The organism is Streptomyces prunicolor NBRC 13075 (genome assembly GCF_000367365.1).
GTDB classification, from domain to species: domain Bacteria; phylum Actinomycetota; class Actinomycetes; order Streptomycetales; family Streptomycetaceae; genus Streptomyces; species Streptomyces prunicolor.
Genome location: NZ_BARF01000014.1, coordinates 279,577 through 296,542, shown reverse-complemented (window position 1 = coordinate 296,542; position 16,966 = coordinate 279,577). Strand labels below are relative to the sequence as shown.

The 16,966-nt window shown below is 70.5% G+C and carries 18 protein-coding genes; 7 read left to right on the top strand and 11 right to left on the bottom strand.

What is annotated here, in order from left to right:
• Window positions 1-2 precede the first annotated feature (2 nt).
• Complete coding sequence (gene ligD / locus SPR02S_RS07135; protein WP_019056254.1) at window positions 3-935, bottom strand: non-homologous end-joining DNA ligase; 933 nt, start codon at window positions 933-935, stop codon at window positions 3-5.
• Complete coding sequence (locus SPR02S_RS55305) at window positions 935-1,192, bottom strand: DUF6479 family protein (protein WP_245607516.1); 258 nt, start codon at window positions 1,190-1,192, stop codon at window positions 935-937. The genes ligD and SPR02S_RS55305 overlap by 1 nt, the downstream gene beginning before the upstream one ends.
• A gap of 157 nt (window positions 1,193-1,349) precedes the next feature.
• Here SPR02S_RS55305 and SPR02S_RS07125 point away from each other — a divergent pair, with 157 nt between their 5' ends.
• The 4 genes from SPR02S_RS07125 to SPR02S_RS07110 all read left to right on the top strand — a co-directional run bounded on the left by SPR02S_RS07125 (window position 1,350) and on the right by SPR02S_RS07110 (window position 4,294).
• Window positions 1,350-1,934, top strand: a complete 585-nt coding sequence (locus SPR02S_RS07125) for a carboxymuconolactone decarboxylase family protein (RefSeq protein ID WP_019056252.1) — start codon at window positions 1,350-1,352, stop codon at window positions 1,932-1,934.
• 11 nt (window positions 1,935-1,945) lie between these two features.
• Window positions 1,946-2,812, top strand: a complete 867-nt coding sequence (locus SPR02S_RS07120; RefSeq protein WP_019056251.1) for an RNA polymerase sigma-70 factor — start codon at window positions 1,946-1,948, stop codon at window positions 2,810-2,812.
• 241 nt (window positions 2,813-3,053) lie between these two features.
• A complete protein-coding gene (locus tag SPR02S_RS58885; RefSeq protein WP_019056250.1) occupies window positions 3,054-3,275 on the top strand; it encodes a hypothetical protein in 222 nt (73 codons plus the stop codon).
• 8 nt (window positions 3,276-3,283) lie between these two features.
• Window positions 3,284-4,294 carry a MerR family transcriptional regulator gene (locus SPR02S_RS07110; RefSeq protein ID WP_043258140.1) on the top strand — a complete coding sequence of 337 codons (1,011 nt, stop codon included), beginning with the start codon at window positions 3,284-3,286 and terminating at the stop codon, window positions 4,292-4,294.
• An 11-nt stretch (window positions 4,295-4,305) separates the two neighbouring features.
• Here SPR02S_RS07110 and SPR02S_RS55295 read toward each other — a convergent pair whose 3' ends face one another.
• The 3 genes from SPR02S_RS55295 to SPR02S_RS07095 form a co-directional block, all read right to left on the bottom strand.
• The gene (locus SPR02S_RS55295; RefSeq protein ID WP_019056248.1) at window positions 4,306-5,208 is read right to left on the bottom strand and encodes a helix-turn-helix transcriptional regulator; all 903 of its coding nucleotides are present in this window, start codon (window positions 5,206-5,208) and stop codon (window positions 4,306-4,308) included.
• A 64-nt stretch (window positions 5,209-5,272) separates the two neighbouring features.
• Entirely contained in the window at window positions 5,273-6,187 is a 915-nt protein-coding gene (locus SPR02S_RS07100) for an alpha/beta hydrolase (RefSeq protein ID WP_019056247.1), read from the bottom strand.
• 44 nt (window positions 6,188-6,231) lie between these two features.
• The gene (locus SPR02S_RS07095) at window positions 6,232-6,699 is read right to left on the bottom strand and encodes a cupin domain-containing protein (RefSeq protein ID WP_019056246.1); all 468 of its coding nucleotides are present in this window, start codon (window positions 6,697-6,699) and stop codon (window positions 6,232-6,234) included.
• 195 nt (window positions 6,700-6,894) lie between these two features.
• On the opposite strand from SPR02S_RS07095, the gene SPR02S_RS07090 reads away from it, so the two are divergent.
• On the top strand, window positions 6,895-7,557 hold the full coding sequence (locus SPR02S_RS07090) for a TMEM175 family protein (RefSeq protein ID WP_019056245.1): 663 nt from the start codon (window positions 6,895-6,897) through the stop codon (window positions 7,555-7,557).
• 10 nt (window positions 7,558-7,567) lie between these two features.
• On the opposite strand, the gene SPR02S_RS07085 is transcribed toward SPR02S_RS07090, so the two are convergent.
• Both SPR02S_RS07085 and SPR02S_RS07080 read right to left on the bottom strand, forming a co-directional pair.
• A complete protein-coding gene (locus SPR02S_RS07085; RefSeq protein ID WP_019056244.1) occupies window positions 7,568-8,689 on the bottom strand; it encodes an alpha/beta hydrolase in 1,122 nt (373 codons plus the stop codon).
• Window positions 8,690-8,752: 63 nt separating this feature from the next.
• Complete coding sequence (locus SPR02S_RS07080) at window positions 8,753-11,446, bottom strand: winged helix-turn-helix domain-containing protein (protein ID WP_019056243.1); 2,694 nt, start codon at window positions 11,444-11,446, stop codon at window positions 8,753-8,755.
• A gap of 121 nt (window positions 11,447-11,567) precedes the next feature.
• On the opposite strand from SPR02S_RS07080, the gene SPR02S_RS07075 reads away from it, so the two are divergent.
• Window positions 11,568-12,281, top strand: a complete 714-nt coding sequence (locus SPR02S_RS07075) for a class I SAM-dependent methyltransferase (protein WP_245607515.1) — start codon at window positions 11,568-11,570, stop codon at window positions 12,279-12,281.
• A gap of 43 nt (window positions 12,282-12,324) precedes the next feature.
• Here SPR02S_RS07075 and SPR02S_RS07070 read toward each other — a convergent pair whose 3' ends face one another.
• From SPR02S_RS07070 to SPR02S_RS55290, 4 genes are all read right to left on the bottom strand, one after another.
• A complete protein-coding gene (locus tag SPR02S_RS07070; protein WP_019056241.1) occupies window positions 12,325-13,086 on the bottom strand; it encodes an SDR family NAD(P)-dependent oxidoreductase in 762 nt (253 codons plus the stop codon).
• A 32-nt stretch (window positions 13,087-13,118) separates the two neighbouring features.
• Window positions 13,119-14,174: an MBL fold metallo-hydrolase gene (locus tag SPR02S_RS07065; RefSeq protein WP_019056240.1), complete on the bottom strand. Its 1,056-nt coding sequence runs from the start codon at window positions 14,172-14,174 to the stop codon at window positions 13,119-13,121.
• Window positions 14,175-14,255: 81 nt separating this feature from the next.
• Window positions 14,256-14,936, bottom strand: coding sequence for an SDR family NAD(P)-dependent oxidoreductase (locus SPR02S_RS07060; RefSeq protein WP_019056239.1), 681 nt, complete (start codon window positions 14,934-14,936; stop codon window positions 14,256-14,258).
• Between the two features lie 139 nt (window positions 14,937-15,075).
• Window positions 15,076-15,738: a ScbR family autoregulator-binding transcription factor gene (locus tag SPR02S_RS55290; protein ID WP_019056238.1), complete on the bottom strand. Its 663-nt coding sequence runs from the start codon at window positions 15,736-15,738 to the stop codon at window positions 15,076-15,078.
• A gap of 182 nt (window positions 15,739-15,920) precedes the next feature.
• On the opposite strand from SPR02S_RS55290, the gene SPR02S_RS07050 reads away from it, so the two are divergent.
• Entirely contained in the window at window positions 15,921-16,856 is a 936-nt protein-coding gene (locus SPR02S_RS07050) for an AfsA-related hotdog domain-containing protein (protein ID WP_019056237.1), read from the top strand.
• Window positions 16,857-16,966 lie beyond the last annotated feature (110 nt).

The following is a 16,966-nucleotide window of genomic DNA, read 5'->3' as shown; positions in this document are numbered from 1 at the left end:
GTTCAGCCGCGCAGGCCGTCGAGTCGTCGACCGGCCGGGGTGAGGGAACGCCCCCGACTCGCCAGTCCTGCCCAGGGGTTGGTGCCGGCCTGGTCCACGGCGTCGGTGATGGTCCAGCGGCGGGCGTCGAGGTCCGGGGCGTCGAGTTGGTCCCAGCTGATGGGGACGGCGACGGGGGCGCCGGGTTTGGCGCGGACGGCGTAGGGGGCGACGGCGGTCTGGGCGTAGCCGTTGCGCTGTATGTCGAGGTAGAGGCGTTCTCCGCGGTCCTTCTTGCGTGCGGCCGTGGTGAGTCGGTCGGGGTGTGCCTCGGCGAGGTGGTCGGCGACGTCCTTGGCGAAGGCGCGTACCGCGTCGAAGTCCTGCCGCCCGTCGAGGGGCACGACCAGGTGCAGACCGCGCGAGCCGGTGGTCATCGGCGCGGACGGCAGCCGTAGCTCGTCGAGCAACTCGCGCAGCAGCAGGGCGGCTTGGCGTACGGCGGCGAAGTCGCTCCCCTTTCCCGCGTCCGAGGGGTCGAGGTCGAACACCAGGCGGTCGGGCCGGTGGAGTCGGCCGGTCCGGGACAGCCAGCGGTGCGGGGTGAGGCAGGCCTGGTCGGCGAGGTACACGAGGGTGGCGGTGTCGTCGCAGACCGGGTGGGTGACCGTGCCGCCCTCCTTGGACACCTCGACGCGTTTGATCCAGTCCGGGTAGTGCGCCGGGACGTTCTTCTGCATGAACCGGGGACCGTCGATGCCGTCCGGGTGCCGTTCCAGCATCAACGGGCGTCCGCGCAGATGCGGCAGCATGAAGGGGGCGACGGCCCGGTAGTACGCGACGAGATCGCCCTTCGTGTACTCCTTGCCGTTCGCGTCGGCGGGGAACAGCACCTTGTCGGGGCGGTGGATGTCGAGGCTACGGCGGCCCGCCCGCACGGTCCGGGTGCCGGCCATCAGGAACCGCCGGTCCCCTCGTTCCAGCGCGGACGCTCCCGCTGTTCCCTGATCTCCCCGACGGGGCCGGATTCCGGCAGCCGGGGCTGCTCGTCCGGGCGCGGCGGGGCCGGTTCCCGCTGCCGCACCTTGATGCCCAGCCGGACGGCCCACACCAGCAACGCGACGATGACGAGACCACCGGCAAAGGCCACCATCAAGCCCATGGCGGCACCGGATACGGCAAGGTCAACGTGTTCGTTCTCGGCGATCATCATGTCGGCCGAGTACCCGCGCACGGAGTGACCAAGCAGGGGGGCCGACCGGAGTGCCCGATCCCGGTGCCACATCCGCGAGCCATCGGTGTCACATCCGCGAGCCCGCCGGTGTCTTCATGCCGAACCATCGACCAGGCACACGTACAAGGAGACCACCGTGACACCTCGCGTTCCGAAGGCCGAGCTTCCCGCCGAGCTCCGCGACCACATGATCAAGCAGCTCGGAGCCGTCCCCGAGCCCGTCGAAGTGCTGTGGAACCAGCCCCAACTCGCCGAGGCCAACCAGGAGTTCGCGGCCAAGGTGGGCACGTGGGACGCGGCCGACCCGAGCCTCAAGACATTCGCGCACATGGCCGTCGCGGCTCAGGTCGGCTGCAGCTGGTGCCTCGACGTCAACTACTTCCACGCGCTGAACCAGAACCTCGACCTGGCCAAGGCGAGCCAGGTGCCGCGCTGGCGGCAGTCGGAGGTCTTCTCACCGCTGGAGCGGGACGTGCTCGCGTACGCGGAGGCCATGACGAACACCCCGCCGACCGTCAGCGACGAGCTCTCCCAGAGCCTGCTCGACCGCCTCGGCCCGGCCGCGCTCGTCGAACTCACCGTGTTCATCGGCTTCGCCAACATGGCGGCCAGGTGCAACACCGCGCACGGGATCACCTCGCAGGGCTACGCGGACTCGTGCGAGATTCCGCTGGCATCCCGGACGGGGCACGCCGGCGCCGACGTAACGTCGACGGCATGACTGCCGATGGCGTGAGCGAGGACCCCTTCGTCGTCCATCGCGGCCTCCTGTTCACGGTCGCCTACGAGATGCTCGGGTCGGCGGCCGACGCGGAGGACGTGTTGCAGGAGTCGTGGCTGCGGTGGGCCGACGTCGACCGGTCACAGGTGCGGGACGCACGGTCGTACCTCGTCCGGCTCGTCACCCGGCAGGCGCTCAACCGGCTGCGCACGGTGTCGCGGCGCCGTGAGGAGTACGTGGGCGAGTGGCTCCCGGAGCCCTTGCTGACGAGTCCCGATGTCGCCGAGGACGTCGAGCTCGCGGAGAACGTGTCGATCGCGATGCTGACCGTGCTGGAGACGCTCGGGCCCACCGAGCGGGCCGTGTTCGTACTGCGCGAGGTCTTCGAGCTGCCGTACGGCGAGATCGCGGAGGTCGTCGGGAAGTCGGCCGCCACGGTGCGGCAGGTCGCGCGGCGGGCCCGGGAGCATGTGGCGGCCCGGCGGCCGCGGGTGCGGGTGAGCCGGTCGGAGCAGCGGGCCGTGGTGGAGCGGTTCCTGCACGCGTTGCGGACCGGGCAGTTGCAGGAGCTGCTGGAGGTGATGGCGCCGGACGTGGTCATGGTCACCGACGGTGGCGGAGTGGTCGCCGCCGCGCTCGCCCCGCTGCACGGAGCCGAGCTGGTGGCGCCGATCCTCGCCCGCGCGCATGCGTTGGTGGCCGCGTTCGACACCATGCCCGTGTGGCTCAACGGTGAACCGGCGGGCCGGATCGAGATCGACGGCGAACCGTCCGCGATCAGTGTCGTGGTGGAGGACGGCCGGATCACTCGGATCTACGTGGTGCGCAATCCCCGGAAGCTGACGCAGTTGGACGAGCCGACCGAACTCGTCAGGTGAGTCCGCCGCCGCTGCGAACCTCCCTCTGTACAGGGTGAGTTGAGGCGACCCGGCACTACGATCGACCCGACTGCGTAGAGGGGGCGGTGCTGGGTGACGACTGTCTGTGGTGGCTGCGCCCGTTGCCCGAGGACGCGTTGGCCACGCTGACCCGGCACTTCCAGGTGCCCGCCTCGGGCGTGAAGGGAGCCGTGCGGCTGTCGGCCACGGTCACCGTGCACCGCACGGCGTTGGACGCGTCGTGGGAGCAGGCGCGGATGCGGAGGAGGACCTCGACTGCACGGAGCAGACCCAGCGACCGGGTGAACGCCTCACGGGGCTGCAGTCGTTGTCGTTCGCCCGCGGCGAGGGCGGCAACACCAGCGGCGACGATCTGCTGCTGGAGACGGGACAGCGCGTCAGCGACACACACGGCGGCCCGTACCCGTACTGGTTGACTCTCAGGCCACTTGAGATCCCATAGTGACGGGTGTGAACGAACTGGAGCTCTACTCCATCGGGGACGTCGCCCGCCGCACCGGTCTGAGTGTGAGCGCGATCAGGTTCTACGCCGACGAGGGCGTCGTCGCGCCGACCGGTCTCACCGAGGGTGGCTTCCGGCGGTACGACGTGCACGCCGTCGCCCGGCTCGAACTCGTGCGCACCCTGCGCGACTTGGGCGCCGGTCTGGACGACATTCGCCGGGTGCTGGGCGCGGAGACCACCCTGCACGAGCTCGCTGTCACGCATCTGCGGCTGGTCGAGGATCAGTTGCGGCAGTTCCGGGCGCGCCGTGCCGTGCTGCGGACCATCACGCGGCAGCACACCACGGCGGAACAGGTGAGTCTGATGCACAAGCTGGCGTCGATGTCCGACGACGACCGCGACCAACTCGTCGACCGGTTCTGGGACTTCGTGACCGACGGCCTGGACGTCCGTCCCGGTTATGTCGAACGGCTGCACAGCCTGCGGCCGCAGCTGCCGGAGGAGCCGTCCACCGAGCAGTTGGAGGCCTGGATCGCACTCGCCGAGATCGTGCGGGACGAGGTGTTCCGTACGACGTTGCGGGACTTCTTCCAACGTACATTCGGCACCGCGCAGGGCAAGTTGATCACTTCCCCGGAGATGACGGCCCGCGTCGAGAGGCATCGCAAGCTCCTCCTTGCGGCGCAGGCCGCCCAGCAGGCCGGCGTGCCTGCGGACGTGCCGGAGGCCCGGGATCTCGCCGGGCAAGTGGCCGCCAGCTCGGCCGAGTTGGTTGCCGCCATGACCGGGGAGCACGACGTCGACAGGGCCCGGCGCGCCCTCGTCGAGTTCGACCGGAACGGCAAGGAAGCGTGGCGGCCGGCCGAGGCGCCTGGTCTGAAGCTGCTGACCAAGTACCACTCGCTGGTGGCGACGATCAACGGCACGCCCGGGCCCGACCCGGACCCGGACCGGGCGGCGGCCGTCCGGGAATGGATGGCGGACGGGTTGCGGGGGTCCTCGACGAGGTCGACGTAGCCCCTTCGTCCTCAACTCGGGCCGTCGGGCCCCGACATGGCGTGGGCCGGGCCCCGGCCCGGCTCCGGACAGGTGGCGCGCAGTGCGTCCATCTTCTCCGCGTCGGTCGTCCCGGCCGCCGCTGTGTACGTGACGATCCTGAGGTCGGTGCCGGCGGCCATCACGACGTCGAGGTCCAGGTCGAGGTCGCCCACCCGGGGGTGCTCGACGGTCTTGCGGTCGCCGACATGGGTGCGTGCGGTGCCGTTGGACCACAGGCGGGCGAAGCGCGGGCTGTCGCGCAGCATACGGTCGACGAACGCGGCGAGCCGCGTGTCGTGGGGATGAGCGGCGGCCGTCACCCGCAGGTCGGCGACGAGGTCTTCTTCCTCGACCTCGTCGCCCGCCCAGGACCGGACCGGCCAGGCCGCGATCGGCGCCCGCCCCCTTACGCCGCCCGACCGGAACATGCCTGCCACGAGGTTCTGCTCGCCCCAGCCGTACGTACGGGGATCACCGATCGCCTCGGACCACATCGGGTTCCAGCTGACGAGGGTCCAGTCGGCGGCGAACACCGCGGTGGGGTTGCCCGCCAGCTGGCCCACCAGGCGGTGCACCCTCGCGGGGACGTGCCGGGACACGTTCCCGGCCGAGGGCGGAGCGAGGTGCGCGCAGCGGAACAGGTGGTCGCGCTCGGACGGTTCGAGGCGCAGCGCCCTGGCCAGCGCGGTGACCACCTGGGCCGAGGGGTTGCGAGCGCGGCCCTGTTCCAGCCGGACCACGTAGTCGACCGACAGACCGGCCAGCCCGGCCAGTTCCTCCCGCCGCAGCCCGGGGATGCGCCGGTCCCCACCCGCCTCCAGCCCGCTGTCCCGCGGTGACACGCGTTCGCGCCACCCCCGCAGGGCGATGCCGAAGTGGTTCGTCGTAGCCATGGAGAACAGTGTCGTTCAACTGCCCTGCGGTACACGGAGGTTCAGCCGCCGTACGGCGGAGTCTTTACTCGCCGGACGTGTCCGCGTCGTCGGCCCACCGGGCCCGGATGAAGGCTCCGGCGGCGTCGAGCGCGGCGGCGCCCTCGTCGAGCAGCGCGGCGAACGCCTGGAAGACGTGCGGGACTTCGGGCCAGACCTGGAGTTCGACGTGGACGTCGTGCTCGGCGGCGCGCGCGGCCAGTCGTACGGCGTCGTCCAGGAGGATCTCGTAGGAGCCGACCTGGATGAACAGGGGCGCGAGGCCGGTCAGATCGGCGAAGACGGGGCTGACGTGCGGGGTGGTCGGGTCCGTGGTGCCGAGGTAGTCGCGGGCACGGGTCCGCAGGCCCTCCGGGGTCAGTGAGGCGTCGACCGCCGTCTTGCTCGTCGCGCTGTCGCCGGACACGGTCAGGTCGACCCACGGGGAGAACACCGTGGCGGAGGCGGGCTGGGGCAGGCCCGCGTCCTTGGCGGCGACAAGGGTCGCAGCGACGAGGCCACCGCCCGCGGACTCGCCGACGAAAGCGATGGCCGAACTGGGAGTTCCGTCGTCGAGCAGGGCCCGGTACACAGCCAGGGCGTCGTCGACCGCCGCGGGGAAGGGGTGCTCGGGGGCCAGCCGGTAGTCGACGCAGACGGCGCGTGCACCGGTGCGCCGGGAGACCTCGGCGGCCAGACCCGCGGCGTCGGCCGCGGAACCGATGACGTACGCGCCACCGTGCAGGTACAGCAGGACGGCCGCCGGGTCGGTCGCCGACGTCTCCACGGTGACGACCGGCACGCCGCCCAGTTCGCCCTCCGTCGTCTTGACGTCGGACGGCAACGGGATGGACGTCATCATGTCGTGGAAGAGGGCGCGTTGTTGAGCGACCTCCCCGCCGAGGTCGAGCGGGCCGTGCCGCAGCATCTCGTCGAGGGCCTGGCGCTGTTGCCGGGACATGGCTGTGCCTTTCGTGGTTCCGGTCGGTGCGGTGTGGGTGTGGGTCAGCGCGGTGGGCCGACGATGATCTGGCCGTACCTGTCGGCGGCCTCGGCCATGAGGTCCCGGGAGATCTCGAAGCCCTCGGGGCGCGGGCTCGTGAGGTCACGTCCCGCGTGCCGGAACATGCCCTCGATGCCGCCGGGTGTGCAGATCATCAGCAGGTCGGCGGTGTCGGAGGTGATCCGGTAGCCGTGCGGCACGTTCCGCGGCAGGAAGACGATGCCGCCCTCCGTCAGCTCCATCTCCTCGTCGTCGCACCACAGCAGCGCACTCCCCTTGATGAGCATGAAGACCTCGTCCTCACGGGTGTGCTTGTGGTACGGCGGTGCCTCGCCCTTGGCGACGGAGAACCGTCCCACGGTCAGCTGTCCGCCGGTCGCCGCGGCGTCCAGGAGGACGGCGAACTCGCCGCCGTCGAGCCATTCGAGTCTCTGCTGCTGCTCGGGCTGTGCGAGGTAGGCCATGGTCATGTGGCTGTCCGTTCTACGCGATCAGCTGTCCGAGGTGTCTCGGGTCGGGGCCGTGCCCTGTCTCTCCGATGATCCTCTTCGTGCCGTACCGGTCGCCAGCCGTGTGGGTAGGACCAGCAGTACCACTCCCCCGGCGCGGCCCTCGGTGCCAGGCACGTCCGAGGCGCCCAAGCGCTTGTGGCATTCTCTGCTGCCATGGATGTCTCGACTGATCAAGAACTGCCGTCCGAGGACCAGGACATGGAGGCCCGGGCGGTCTCCGGCGATAGGCTCACGTTCTTCGGGGACGCGGTGGTCGCCATCGCGCTCACCCTGCTGGCGCTGGAACTGCCGGTACCGGAGGGGTCGACCAACTCCGAGCTGTGGCACTCGGCCACGGCACACCGTGAGAGCTATCTGGCGTTCATGATCAGCTTCGTGGTGATCGCCGCGCACTGGCGCTCCCACCACCGGGTGTTCCGCTACGTCACGGCGACCAACACCCGGTTGACGTCCCTGACCACGTACTGGCTGCTCACGCTGGTGATCACCCCGTTCGCGACCGACGTGATCGGCGGCCACGGAGCGTTCCAGGCGCGGTTCATCTTCTACGCCGTCGTGCAGTTCTTGTCCTGTCTCCTGTTCATCCTGATGGTCCGCGAGGTCCCCCGCGACGGCCTCCAGCGCCCGGGCACCCCGCCCGAGCTCTTCGCCCGGGCCATCCGCCGCCTCGGCATGGTGGCACTGGGTTTCCTGGTCTCGATCCCGGTCTCGCTCGTCACACACTGGGCGTACCTGTGCTGGATCGTGGTTCCGGTCCTCGACTCGGTCATCGACGCGCGGCGCGGCCGCTCCGGGCAGCAGGGCCTGGCGGACTGAACAGTCGAGGTCACGCGCGAAGCCGCGCCGTCAGGAACTGTCCGGCCCGCTCCAGCGCGGCGGTCGCTTCGTCGAGGAGCGGGCCGTAGGCCTGGAAGACGTGCGGCACACCCGGGGTGACGTCCAGCGTGACCGACACGTCCGCGCCGGCGGCCTGTTGGGCGAGGCGTACGGCGTCGTCGAGGAGCACCTCGTGGCTGCCGACCTGGATGAGGAGCGGCGGCAGGCCCGAGAGGTCGGCGAAGACGGGGCTGATCAGGGCGAGAGCCGGGTCCTGTCCCGCCGTGTAGTCGGTGACCCGGGGTTCGAGGAGTTCCCGGGAGAGCAGCGGGTCGGCGGCTCGCTTGGTGTCGATGGAAGCCCCGGCGAGGGTGAGGTCGGCGTACGGCGACATGACGTAGGCCGCGGCGGGCAGCGGCAGTCCGCGGTCCCGGGCGTTGACCAGGGTGGCGATGGCGAGCCCGCCGCCCGCGGACTCTCCGGCGAGGACGATGTCTGCGGGGGCGAAGCCGTCCTTCAGGAGGGCTTCGTAGGTCGCGAGTGCGTCGTCCACCGCCGCCGGGTACGGGTGCTCCGGGGCTAGCCGGTAGTCGACGGAGTAGACCTTGGCGCCGGTCCGCCGGCCCACCTCCGAGGCCAGACCGGCGGCGCCGGCCGCGTCGCCCAGGACGTAGACGCCGCCGTGGAAGTACAGGACGACGTGCCGGGGTTCGACTCCGTCAATGGTGATCGCGGCGACGGGGACGCCGCCCAGCGTGGTCGACGTCAGGGTCACGTCGGGGGGCAGGGGCTGCGCCGACGTCAACTCCCGGAGCAGGCGCCGCTGTTCGCCGACATCGCTGCCGACGGGAAGGGCCGACCGACGCAGGATCGCGTCGAGGGTGTTCTGCTGTTCGGTACTCACGGAATGTTCTCCCATCGGTGGCCTTACTCTGCGGACTTCGAGGAGGCCGAGGCCGAGGCCCTCGATCTCGTGGAGGACGCCGTAGAGCGCCGAGGCGTCCGGCAGCATGCCCGTGAGCACGGTTTCGGTGCCCTGCTGCTCGGGCGCGAACGCCGGGAACGCCGTCAGCAGGGTGGGGCCGAGGTGCCCGCAGACCCGGATCTGGTAGAGGACGGGGTCATCACCCATGGGCTCATGGTCGTGGCCGGACAGGTGAACCCGCGTCGCCGGAATCCGGTGATCGTACGGTCCTCAGCCGCGGCCGTTCGACAGGAGCCGCAGCTCACGGCCGCGCTGCACCGCTGCCGACCGGTCGCCGGCGCCGAGCTTGGCGTAGATCCGCCGGATGTGGGTGTTGACGGTGTTGAGCGAGACCGACAGTTCGCCGGCGATCTCGGGGCGGGTGAGGTTCGTCGGCAGATAGCGAAGAACGCGCAGTTCGCTCGGGCTCAGGTTCTCGGCCGGTACCGAAGGTTGCCGGTCCGGACCGCCCGGGGTGGTGCCGCGGACGACATCGAGGATGTCGGAGACCAGCGCGGCGTGCGAGGTCCGCTGTGGGAGGGTCTCCAGCAGCTCCCAGGCGCCCGTCATCGCGAAGGGCAGGATCATCCGGTCCGGCTCGGCGAGGTTCAGCGCCTGCTCCACGGCCGTCCCCGCCGTGTGCTTGTCGCCGAGGTCGCGGCAGGCGAGCGCGTCCAGGAGGTGGGCCTCGATCGGGGTGAGGGTGGAGTGGGAGGGGGCGGTGCCGTCGAGGACCGGCCGGAGTGCGCGGCGGGCGCCCGCGGGGTCCTGCTCGGCGAGGCGGATCACCGCGGCCGCGGTGCGGATCTCTCCGGTGGCGGCGCGCCGCTCGTCCAGGGCGGCGAGGGTGGCCCGCGCCCGCTCGACCATGCCGAGGCGGGCCTGGGTGGCCACCGTCCAGCCGATCACCCGGGACCAGAGCCCGTGCTCGCCCCTCATGTGTGACTGCACCTGCTCGGCGGCGGTCAACTCGGCCAGGGTCTCGTGGAGTTGGCCCCGCGCCGCCGGAAGCATCGCGGAGACCAGATGCACCAACAGCCGGACACCGGGCTCGCCCTCGGACTGCGTGGCGCGCCGGGCACGCTCCAGCCACTGTGCCCCCAGATCGAACTCGCCCGTGCAGATCAACGTCCCGGCGAGGGACACCTGCGCGGGCACGATCACCGGCTCGGCGCCCCAGCCGTACCGGTCGGCCAGCGCCAGCGCCTCCTCGCAGCGGCGCCGGACCAGGGCGAAGGAGCGGTTGCCGGAGGCGAATCCCAGGTGGGCGAGGCAGGCGACCTCCAGATAGGGGCGGCCGATGTCGCGGGCGAGCGCGACGCCCTCCAGCAGGTGCCGCTCACTGTCGTCGAGCCGTAGCGACCAGGCCTCCGTGACGCCCAGGTTGAGGAAGGCGAGGGCTCGCAGGTCACCCGCGAGTGCGACCTCGGTGGTGGACTGGCCGGTGGTGCGGGACGGCAGTGCGTCGGCCTGCTCGAACACGGCGTCGAAGTTCCCGCGCAGCCGGGCCAGCAGCAGGTCCAGGGACGCGATCGCCATGCGCAGCCGCTGGCGGCGGTCGGGTGCCGTCGTGTCGGCGTACGCTCTGGCGATCTCCAGGTGTGCCTGGGCCTCGTCCAGGCGGTGCTGGTACAGGTCGGCGTTGGCGTGCACGAGGGCCAGCTCCGGGCGCTCCTCGCCGGTGCGGGCCGGGAAGGCGTGCAGCAGCGCCACCACGGTTCCGGCCTGCCCGTCCAGGGTGAGGCTGACGGTGTGATCGGCGAGCAGACGGGCCGCCTCGGCCCAGTCTCCGGCGGCCTGCAAGTGCCGTACGGCATCGGCGGCTTGGGCGTGTTCGGCGAACCAGCGCGCGGCCTGCCGGTGCAGTTCCGGGATGTTCCCGGGGAGCGTGCGGCGCAGTTCGAGCCGGAGCAGGTCGGCGAACATGTGGTGGTAGCGGAACCAGGTCCGGCCCGCGTCGAGCGCCACGACGAACGCGTTGGCGTCCTCCAGGTCCAGCAGGATGCGTTCCGACCCGGTCGCGCCCGTGAGCAGATCGGCCAGCTCGCCGTTGACGCGATCGAGCAGCGAGGTGCGCAGCAACAGCCGCTGTACGTGCGGTGGTTGGCGCTCCAACATCTCGGCCAGCAGGTACTCGGCGACCGTACGGTGGCTGCCGGAGAACTCGGCGACGAACCGTTCCGGATCCGGGTGCCCGGCCAGGGAGAGCACGGCGAGCCGCAGCCCGGCCGCCCAGCCCTCGGTGCGCTGGTGCAGTGCGCCGGCCACCTCGTCGGACAGCACGATCTTGGTGGCGGCCAGGAGTTCGCGGGTCTCGGCCTCGGTGAAGCGCAGGTGCGCGGCGCGGATCTCGGCCAGTTCGCCGGCCAGCCGCAGTCTGTGCAGGCGCAGCGACGGGTCACGGCGGGTGGCCACGATCGCGTGGACGCCCGGCGGAAGACCGGTCAGCAGCGTCCCCAACTGCTCGACGGCCGCGGCGGATTCGAGCTCGTGCAGGTCGTCGATGACCAGGAAGAAGGGGGTCGGGGACGCCGTGATCTCGGCCAGCACCTTGTCCCTCACAACACCGCCGTCGAAACCGGGAGTCACGGCCGACGGCTCCGCGACCCCTTCGGCGCCGACCGCGGCACGGACGGTGTCCAGCAGCGCGAGCCAGAACAACTGCGCGTCCTGCTGGCTCGGCCGTACGGACAGGAAGGCGATACGGCGGCGGTCCTGGTGCGGCCGGTCGGCCCAGGTGCGCAGCAGCGAGGTCTTTCCGCTGCCGGCGGGCGCCGACACCAGCGTCACCTGCTTCTCGGCCGCGCGGTCCAGGACGGCGACCAGGTCACGGCGGTCGATGAGCCCGGGTCGCCCCCGGCCCGCCGCATGACCTGAACTCGCTGCGGCCTGCGGTTCGGGGGTCGCGCGATGTCCTTCAGCCACGCGGTCAGCCTAACCGAGCGCCCCGATCTCCGTTGCTGGAGACAGCAGTTCCTGGTGACGGCGGCGGCTGTAAACGGCTACTGCTGGCGGCGCACAAACGCGTTCGCATAGCCTCGCGGACATGACAGATGTGTTCACGGGCGTCCGACTGCTCGGCCCGCCGGAGACCGACGGCGAGTACATCGCGCTGAGCGAACACGAGACGGTGCACCTGCACGAGTACACGCGGATCTACGCCGTACCCGGCCTCTACGAGCATGTCGTCCAGGACCGGCTGCGGTGCCGATCACCGCAGGTCGCGGCGGCGGGTTTCCTGCGCGCGGCCTCGCTCCTCGGGTTGGAGCCGGGCTCGCTGACGGTGCTCGACGTCGGCGCCGGCACGGGCTTGGTCGGCGAACTCGTCCGTGACGGGGGCGTAGGTCAGGTCGTCGGGGTCGACGCGCTGTCGGCAGCGCGCGAGGCGAGTCTGCGCGACCGGCCGGGTGTCTACGCCGACTACGTGGTCGGCGACTTCCTGCGCCCCTACACACTTCGCGAGGCTCTACACCCTTACTCGCCAGGGGGATTGGTGTCGGCAGGGGCGTTCGGCGGCACGCACGCCACACCACCGGCGCTTGAGAACGCCCTCGCGCTCCTGCCGCCCGGTGCCCCGGTGGCCTTCACGATCGACGAGCGGTGGATGGACGAGTCGGATCCGGACGGGTTCGGCGCGGCGGTCGAGCGGCTGGTGGCGGCCGGTCGTCTGGCGGTGCTGGAACGAACGCGGTTCCAGCACCGGGTGACGACGACCGGCGAGCCGATCTTCTACCAGCTCGTCGTGGGCCGGACAGGGTGATCCGGGTGACGTGAACGGCCTTTCCGAACTGGTGAGTTGTCGGTCACCAGACCTTCATGCCGCCGTCGACGACGAGGTCCACGCCGGTCACGTACGCGCTCTCGTCGGACGCGAGGAACAGCGCCGCGTTCGCCACGTCCTCGGGGAGACCCACGCGGCCCAGGAGCGTTCGGCCGAGCATCTGGCGGGAGAAGTCGTCGTTCTCCAACTGCTCGCGGGTGGCGTGGCTTTCGATCAGGCCGGGTGAGATCGAGTTGACGCGGATCCCGAACTCTCCTCCCTCCATGGCCAGTTGGCGTGTCATCCCGATGATCGCGGCCTTGTTCGTCGTATGGGAGAGGGACGGGAAGCCCTTGAAGCCGAGGGATCCGTTCAGGGATGCCATATTCACGACCACGCCCTGGCTGGCCTTCAGTTGGGGCCATGCGGCACGGGTGAGGTAGAAGACCAGGTCGACCTCGTCCCGGCGCGCGCCGTCCCAGTCCTCGTCGGTGACCTCTTCGAGCCAGTTGAAGTGGGCCCTCGCGGCGAGGTTGAACAGGACGTCGATCCGGCCGAACTCCCCCACCGCGAACTCGACGAGCCTGGCGCTTTCGGCGGGATCATCGAGACGACACGGCTGCAGCGACACCATCTCGCCGCCTTGGGCGCGCACCATCGCGACGGTCTCTTCCGCCGCCTCGACTGTCACGTCGCACCCGACGACCCGGGCGCCTTCCCGGGCGAACGCCAGGGCGGTCGCGCGACCCGCGCTCCCGCCAGTGCCGGTGACAACACAGACCTTTCCGGCGAGTCGGCCCGGCATCTCAGTGTCCCTTCCGGTGTGTCGAACCGTGATCAGGCATGGACCTGCGAGCCCTGGCCGAGGTCGAGGCGGAGTGATTCGAGGATGATGAACGTCGTACTGGCCGTGTAGACGTCGGCGGCGGCGAGGACGCCGGTGTACTTCTTGATGACCGGGTCGGCGGCGTAGGCGACTTGGGCGGCCTGGTACTCCTTGACCGCGGCCCAGGAGTTGTCCCCGTACTTCGCGAAGTACGGCGTGGGGTCGACCGCCGTCAGCGCCTTCTTGACGTTGTCGACGATGTCGTTCACGTACTGCTGGTAGACGACCATGTCCTGCCGGGTGCCGAGCCGGCCCATGTGGCCGCCGATGAAGTGCTTCCACGGATACGTCATGGCCTTGGCCGGGGCGGCTATGGAGCCGGGGACGTCCTCGTTCAGGTTGAAGCTGTCGAAGGGGACCCAGCCGGGCAGGTTGACGTCGACCAGCATGAGCGTGTCGTGGTCCGGCAGGTGGATGTAGATGTTGTCGGGCGAGTGGTTGGTGCCGTGCCACGCCAGGTCGACGCGCTCGCCGCCCACGCGCAGCGAGTAGCGGTTCTCGAACGTCACGTCGGGCAGCGGCCGGGTCGGGTCGTTGTCCCGGGCGAGCAGCCGCCGGTTCTCCGCGTGGCCGATCCGTGTCACGTGCCGGCCGAACAGCGACGAGGCGCCGAGGTGGTCGGCGTGGTGATGGGAGCAGACGATGTGGGTCACTCTGTTGGAGACCCCGTTGGCGGCGGCGATCTCGTCGATGGCTCGCTGGAGGTTGTGCCCGATGGTGGGAGGCGCGTCGAACAGCACGACACCCTCACGGGTCGTCAGGAACGCCGCCTGGTAGGTGCCGTCGGTCACCCAGTACAGGTTCCGCCGGACCCGACCGACGTAATAGCCCTGCGAGTTGACGGCGGGGCCGAGCGCGGACGGCGGGATCGGCGCGTAGTCGGGCAGCGTGCCGGTGGCGGCGGACGCCGGGCCGGCGAGTGCGCCGTCGGCCAGCGCGGCGACCGTGGGAACGGCCGCCAGCACCGCGCTCCGGGCGAGGAACGAGCGGCGGTTCGTCGATGACATGGTGGTGCCCTTCGGTCGGTGGTGACGTGCGTGGGGTGCGGAGATATGTGGATCGGGGAGGGACGGGGGAACCTGCCCGGGTCACGCGCCGTAGGCCGGCACGATCGCGCCGCTGATGTTCGTGGCGAGGTCACCGGCGAGGAAGGCGATGATGTGCGCGATCGTCTCCGACGGCACGGCATGGGCCAGCGCCTCGGGAGGGAGCAGCGCCCGGTTCTTGGCGGTGTCGAGGAGTTGCGGCGCCACCGCGTTCACGCGGATGCCGTGCGGGCGCAGCTCCAGGTCGAGAATGCGGACGAGGTGGTTGAGCGCCGCCTTGCCGAGGCTGTAGGCGGCCATACCGGCGGTCGGTTCGCTCGCCGGCCGGGCGGACACGTGCACGATGGCGCCTCGGCCGCGCCCGCGCATGTACGGCGCCACGGCCTGGCTCAGCCACAGCGCGGCGCCGAGGTTGACGTCCAGCATGAGCCGCAGGTCCTCGGGGATCGCGGTGACCGCCTCTCCCGGACGGAACGCGCCGAGGGTGTTCACCAGTACCTCGGGCGGGCCGGACGCGGTGGCGATCCGGTCGATGACGTTCCTGGCCACGGCCGGGTCGGTCGCGTCGCCCACTACCCGCCGTATGCCGTCGGGCAGTTGGTCCAGCGCCTTCTCCGTACGGTCGACCGCCGTCACGCTGAACCCGGCGTCCGCGAGTACCACCGCCGTGGCGAGACCCAGGTCTCCGCCCGCGCCGACCCCCACCGCCACACGCTCACTCATGAGACCGCCTCCTTGCCTGACGTTGCCGAGGTCCCCGCACCCCAGGTTTGTCGTGAGGCAGGTGAGCGGGCCTCACCGGATTCCGGTGATCTGTCGGCGGCGTGGAGTCAGGTCAGGCGCAAGGCGTAGGCGCGCTCCTTCATTTCATACTCGGCGCGGGCTTCCCCCGGGTAGCCGCCAGCAGCGTCCTCGCCCCCTCCAGGCACTTCGCCGCGTCCACCGGCGCCGCCTGCAAGCCCGGCAGCAGCAGCGTCCACAGGTCGCTCACCGCGTCCTCGATGTTGCGGCGGTCGTTCAGCGCGTCGGAGACGGTGTGGGTGCCGTAGAAGCTGGAGACGAGGACCCGCGCGGTGCGCTCGGCATCGACGCCGGGGGCGAGTTCCCCCGCTGCCTCGGCGGCGGCCAGCATGCGGGCGGTCACCTCGATCCACCCCACGAAAGGCCGGGGCAGGGAAACGGGGATGATTCCGCGCTCGCTCCAGAGTCTGTTGCCGGCGCGGACGATCACATTGTCACGGAATTCCCGGGCCACGGCGATACTCAGGCCCACCAGCCGGTCGAGAACGGGGGCGTCCTGGGATTCCCAACACTCCACATAGCGAGGCCATTCGGCGAAATGGGCTTCCAGAACACTCCGGGCCAGCCCTTCCTTGCTGCCGAAATGGAAATAGATCGCCCCGCTGGTGTACCCGCTCGTACGTGCCACGTCGCTGATGCTCGTACCGACGTATCCGTGCTGTTCGAACAGCACGGCGGCCGTCGACAGAACAGCCCGCCGAGTGACTTCCGCACGTTCCTGCATATTCTCGGTCGCCCCTGTTCCTGCGTGCCGGATCGTCTTTTCCGGTGAATCTAACCGACAGGCCGACGTTTCCCGCACGTAGGCCAAAGAACCATAGCTTCTATTATTTTATGCCTGAATCACACTCTCTCGCACCCCCTGAAACCGCTCCGGAACACCTGACGCTGAGCTGGGACAGCTGCGTGTCCCGGACTCTCGTGCACCGGAAAGCCGTCGCCGAAGTCCTGCTCACCGATGCCCGGGCCCTGCCCGACGGCCGCTTCCTCCTCGCCGCGCAGTGGCCACGCTCGTACGCCACGTCCATCGCGTCAGGTTCCGGTTCCGGTTCGGGTTCCGGTTCGGGTTCGGGTTCCGGTTCGGGTTCGGGTTCCGACGAGCGGCACGATCCGATGCTCGCCGCCGAGACCATCCGCCAGGTCGGCCTGTACATCTGCCAGCGCTTCCTCGGCGCCCCGAGCACGAGCAAGCCCGTCATCAGGAGCGTGGGTTTCCAGCTCGACAACAGCACGGAGCCGGTGGTCGGTTACGGCGCCACCGACGTGCTGTGCCGGGCCGAGGTGTCCGACGTGCGCCACGTGGACGACGTGCCGTGGCCGGTCGCGCTGAGCGTACGGATCCAATTCTCCGCCGCCGGGCGCGAGTTCGGCTCGGCCTTCGGGCGCGTCCGCGTCCTGTCCGAGGAGGAGTACGACACGTTCCGCGGCCCGAATGCCGCCGCCACTCCCGTGCCGGACGACGTGCACCGGCGCCCGTCGCCGACCGAGGTGTCGGTGCCGTCCCCCGGCGATGTGATGCTGGTCCGGGACCCCTCCGGGTCTTTGCTGGTGGCACCGGCCGACCTGCGCCACCCACGGTTCTTCGACCACCCCAGTGACCACGTCCCCGGCATGGTCCTGCTGGAGGCGGCCCGCCAGGCGGCCTGCCTTGCGGGAGCCTCCCCCGGCCGACTGAACGGCTGCCACCTGCGGGCCCTGCGCTTCACCGAGTGGAACTCCCCCGTCCACGTCGAATGCGCCCCGGCCGAGGACGGCTGGACCTTCCAGGTCACCCAGGCCGGCGAGACGACCGCCTCCGGCACGCTGTCGTTCGCGACCGAGGGATACGCGACCGAGGGATAAGGGACAACTGAGCGGATTTTGCGCACCCGTTGTGGGCCTGCGAGGGACGCCTGTTCACGACAAGGACGGGCGCCCATCGCAAAACAAAAGGCACTAGGTGATCAGCTCTT

Coding starts and splice junctions, on each gene's coding strand:
- ligD (WP_019056254.1), bottom strand. CDS start 935: ATGGCCGGCACCCGGACCGTGCGGGCGGGCCGCCGTAGCCTCGACATC.
- SPR02S_RS55305 (WP_245607516.1), bottom strand. CDS start 1,192: ATGATGATCGCCGAGAACGAACACGTTGACCTTGCCGTATCCGGTGCC.
- SPR02S_RS55295 (WP_019056248.1), bottom strand. CDS start 5,208: ATGGCTACGACGAACCACTTCGGCATCGCCCTGCGGGGGTGGCGCGAA.
- SPR02S_RS07100 (WP_019056247.1), bottom strand. CDS start 6,187: ATGTCCCGGCAACAGCGCCAGGCCCTCGACGAGATGCTGCGGCACGGC.
- SPR02S_RS07095 (WP_019056246.1), bottom strand. CDS start 6,699: ATGACCATGGCCTACCTCGCACAGCCCGAGCAGCAGCAGAGACTCGAA.
- SPR02S_RS07090 (WP_019056245.1), top strand. CDS start 6,895: ATGGATGTCTCGACTGATCAAGAACTGCCGTCCGAGGACCAGGACATG.
- SPR02S_RS07085 (WP_019056244.1), bottom strand. CDS start 8,689: ATGGGTGATGACCCCGTCCTCTACCAGATCCGGGTCTGCGGGCACCTC.
- SPR02S_RS07075 (WP_245607515.1), top strand. CDS start 11,568: ATGACAGATGTGTTCACGGGCGTCCGACTGCTCGGCCCGCCGGAGACC.
- SPR02S_RS07070 (WP_019056241.1), bottom strand. CDS start 13,086: ATGCCGGGCCGACTCGCCGGAAAGGTCTGTGTTGTCACCGGCACTGGC.
- SPR02S_RS07065 (WP_019056240.1), bottom strand. CDS start 14,174: ATGTCATCGACGAACCGCCGCTCGTTCCTCGCCCGGAGCGCGGTGCTG.
- SPR02S_RS07060 (WP_019056239.1), bottom strand. CDS start 14,936: ATGAGTGAGCGTGTGGCGGTGGGGGTCGGCGCGGGCGGAGACCTGGGT.
- SPR02S_RS55290 (WP_019056238.1), bottom strand. CDS start 15,738: ATGCAGGAACGTGCGGAAGTCACTCGGCGGGCTGTTCTGTCGACGGCC.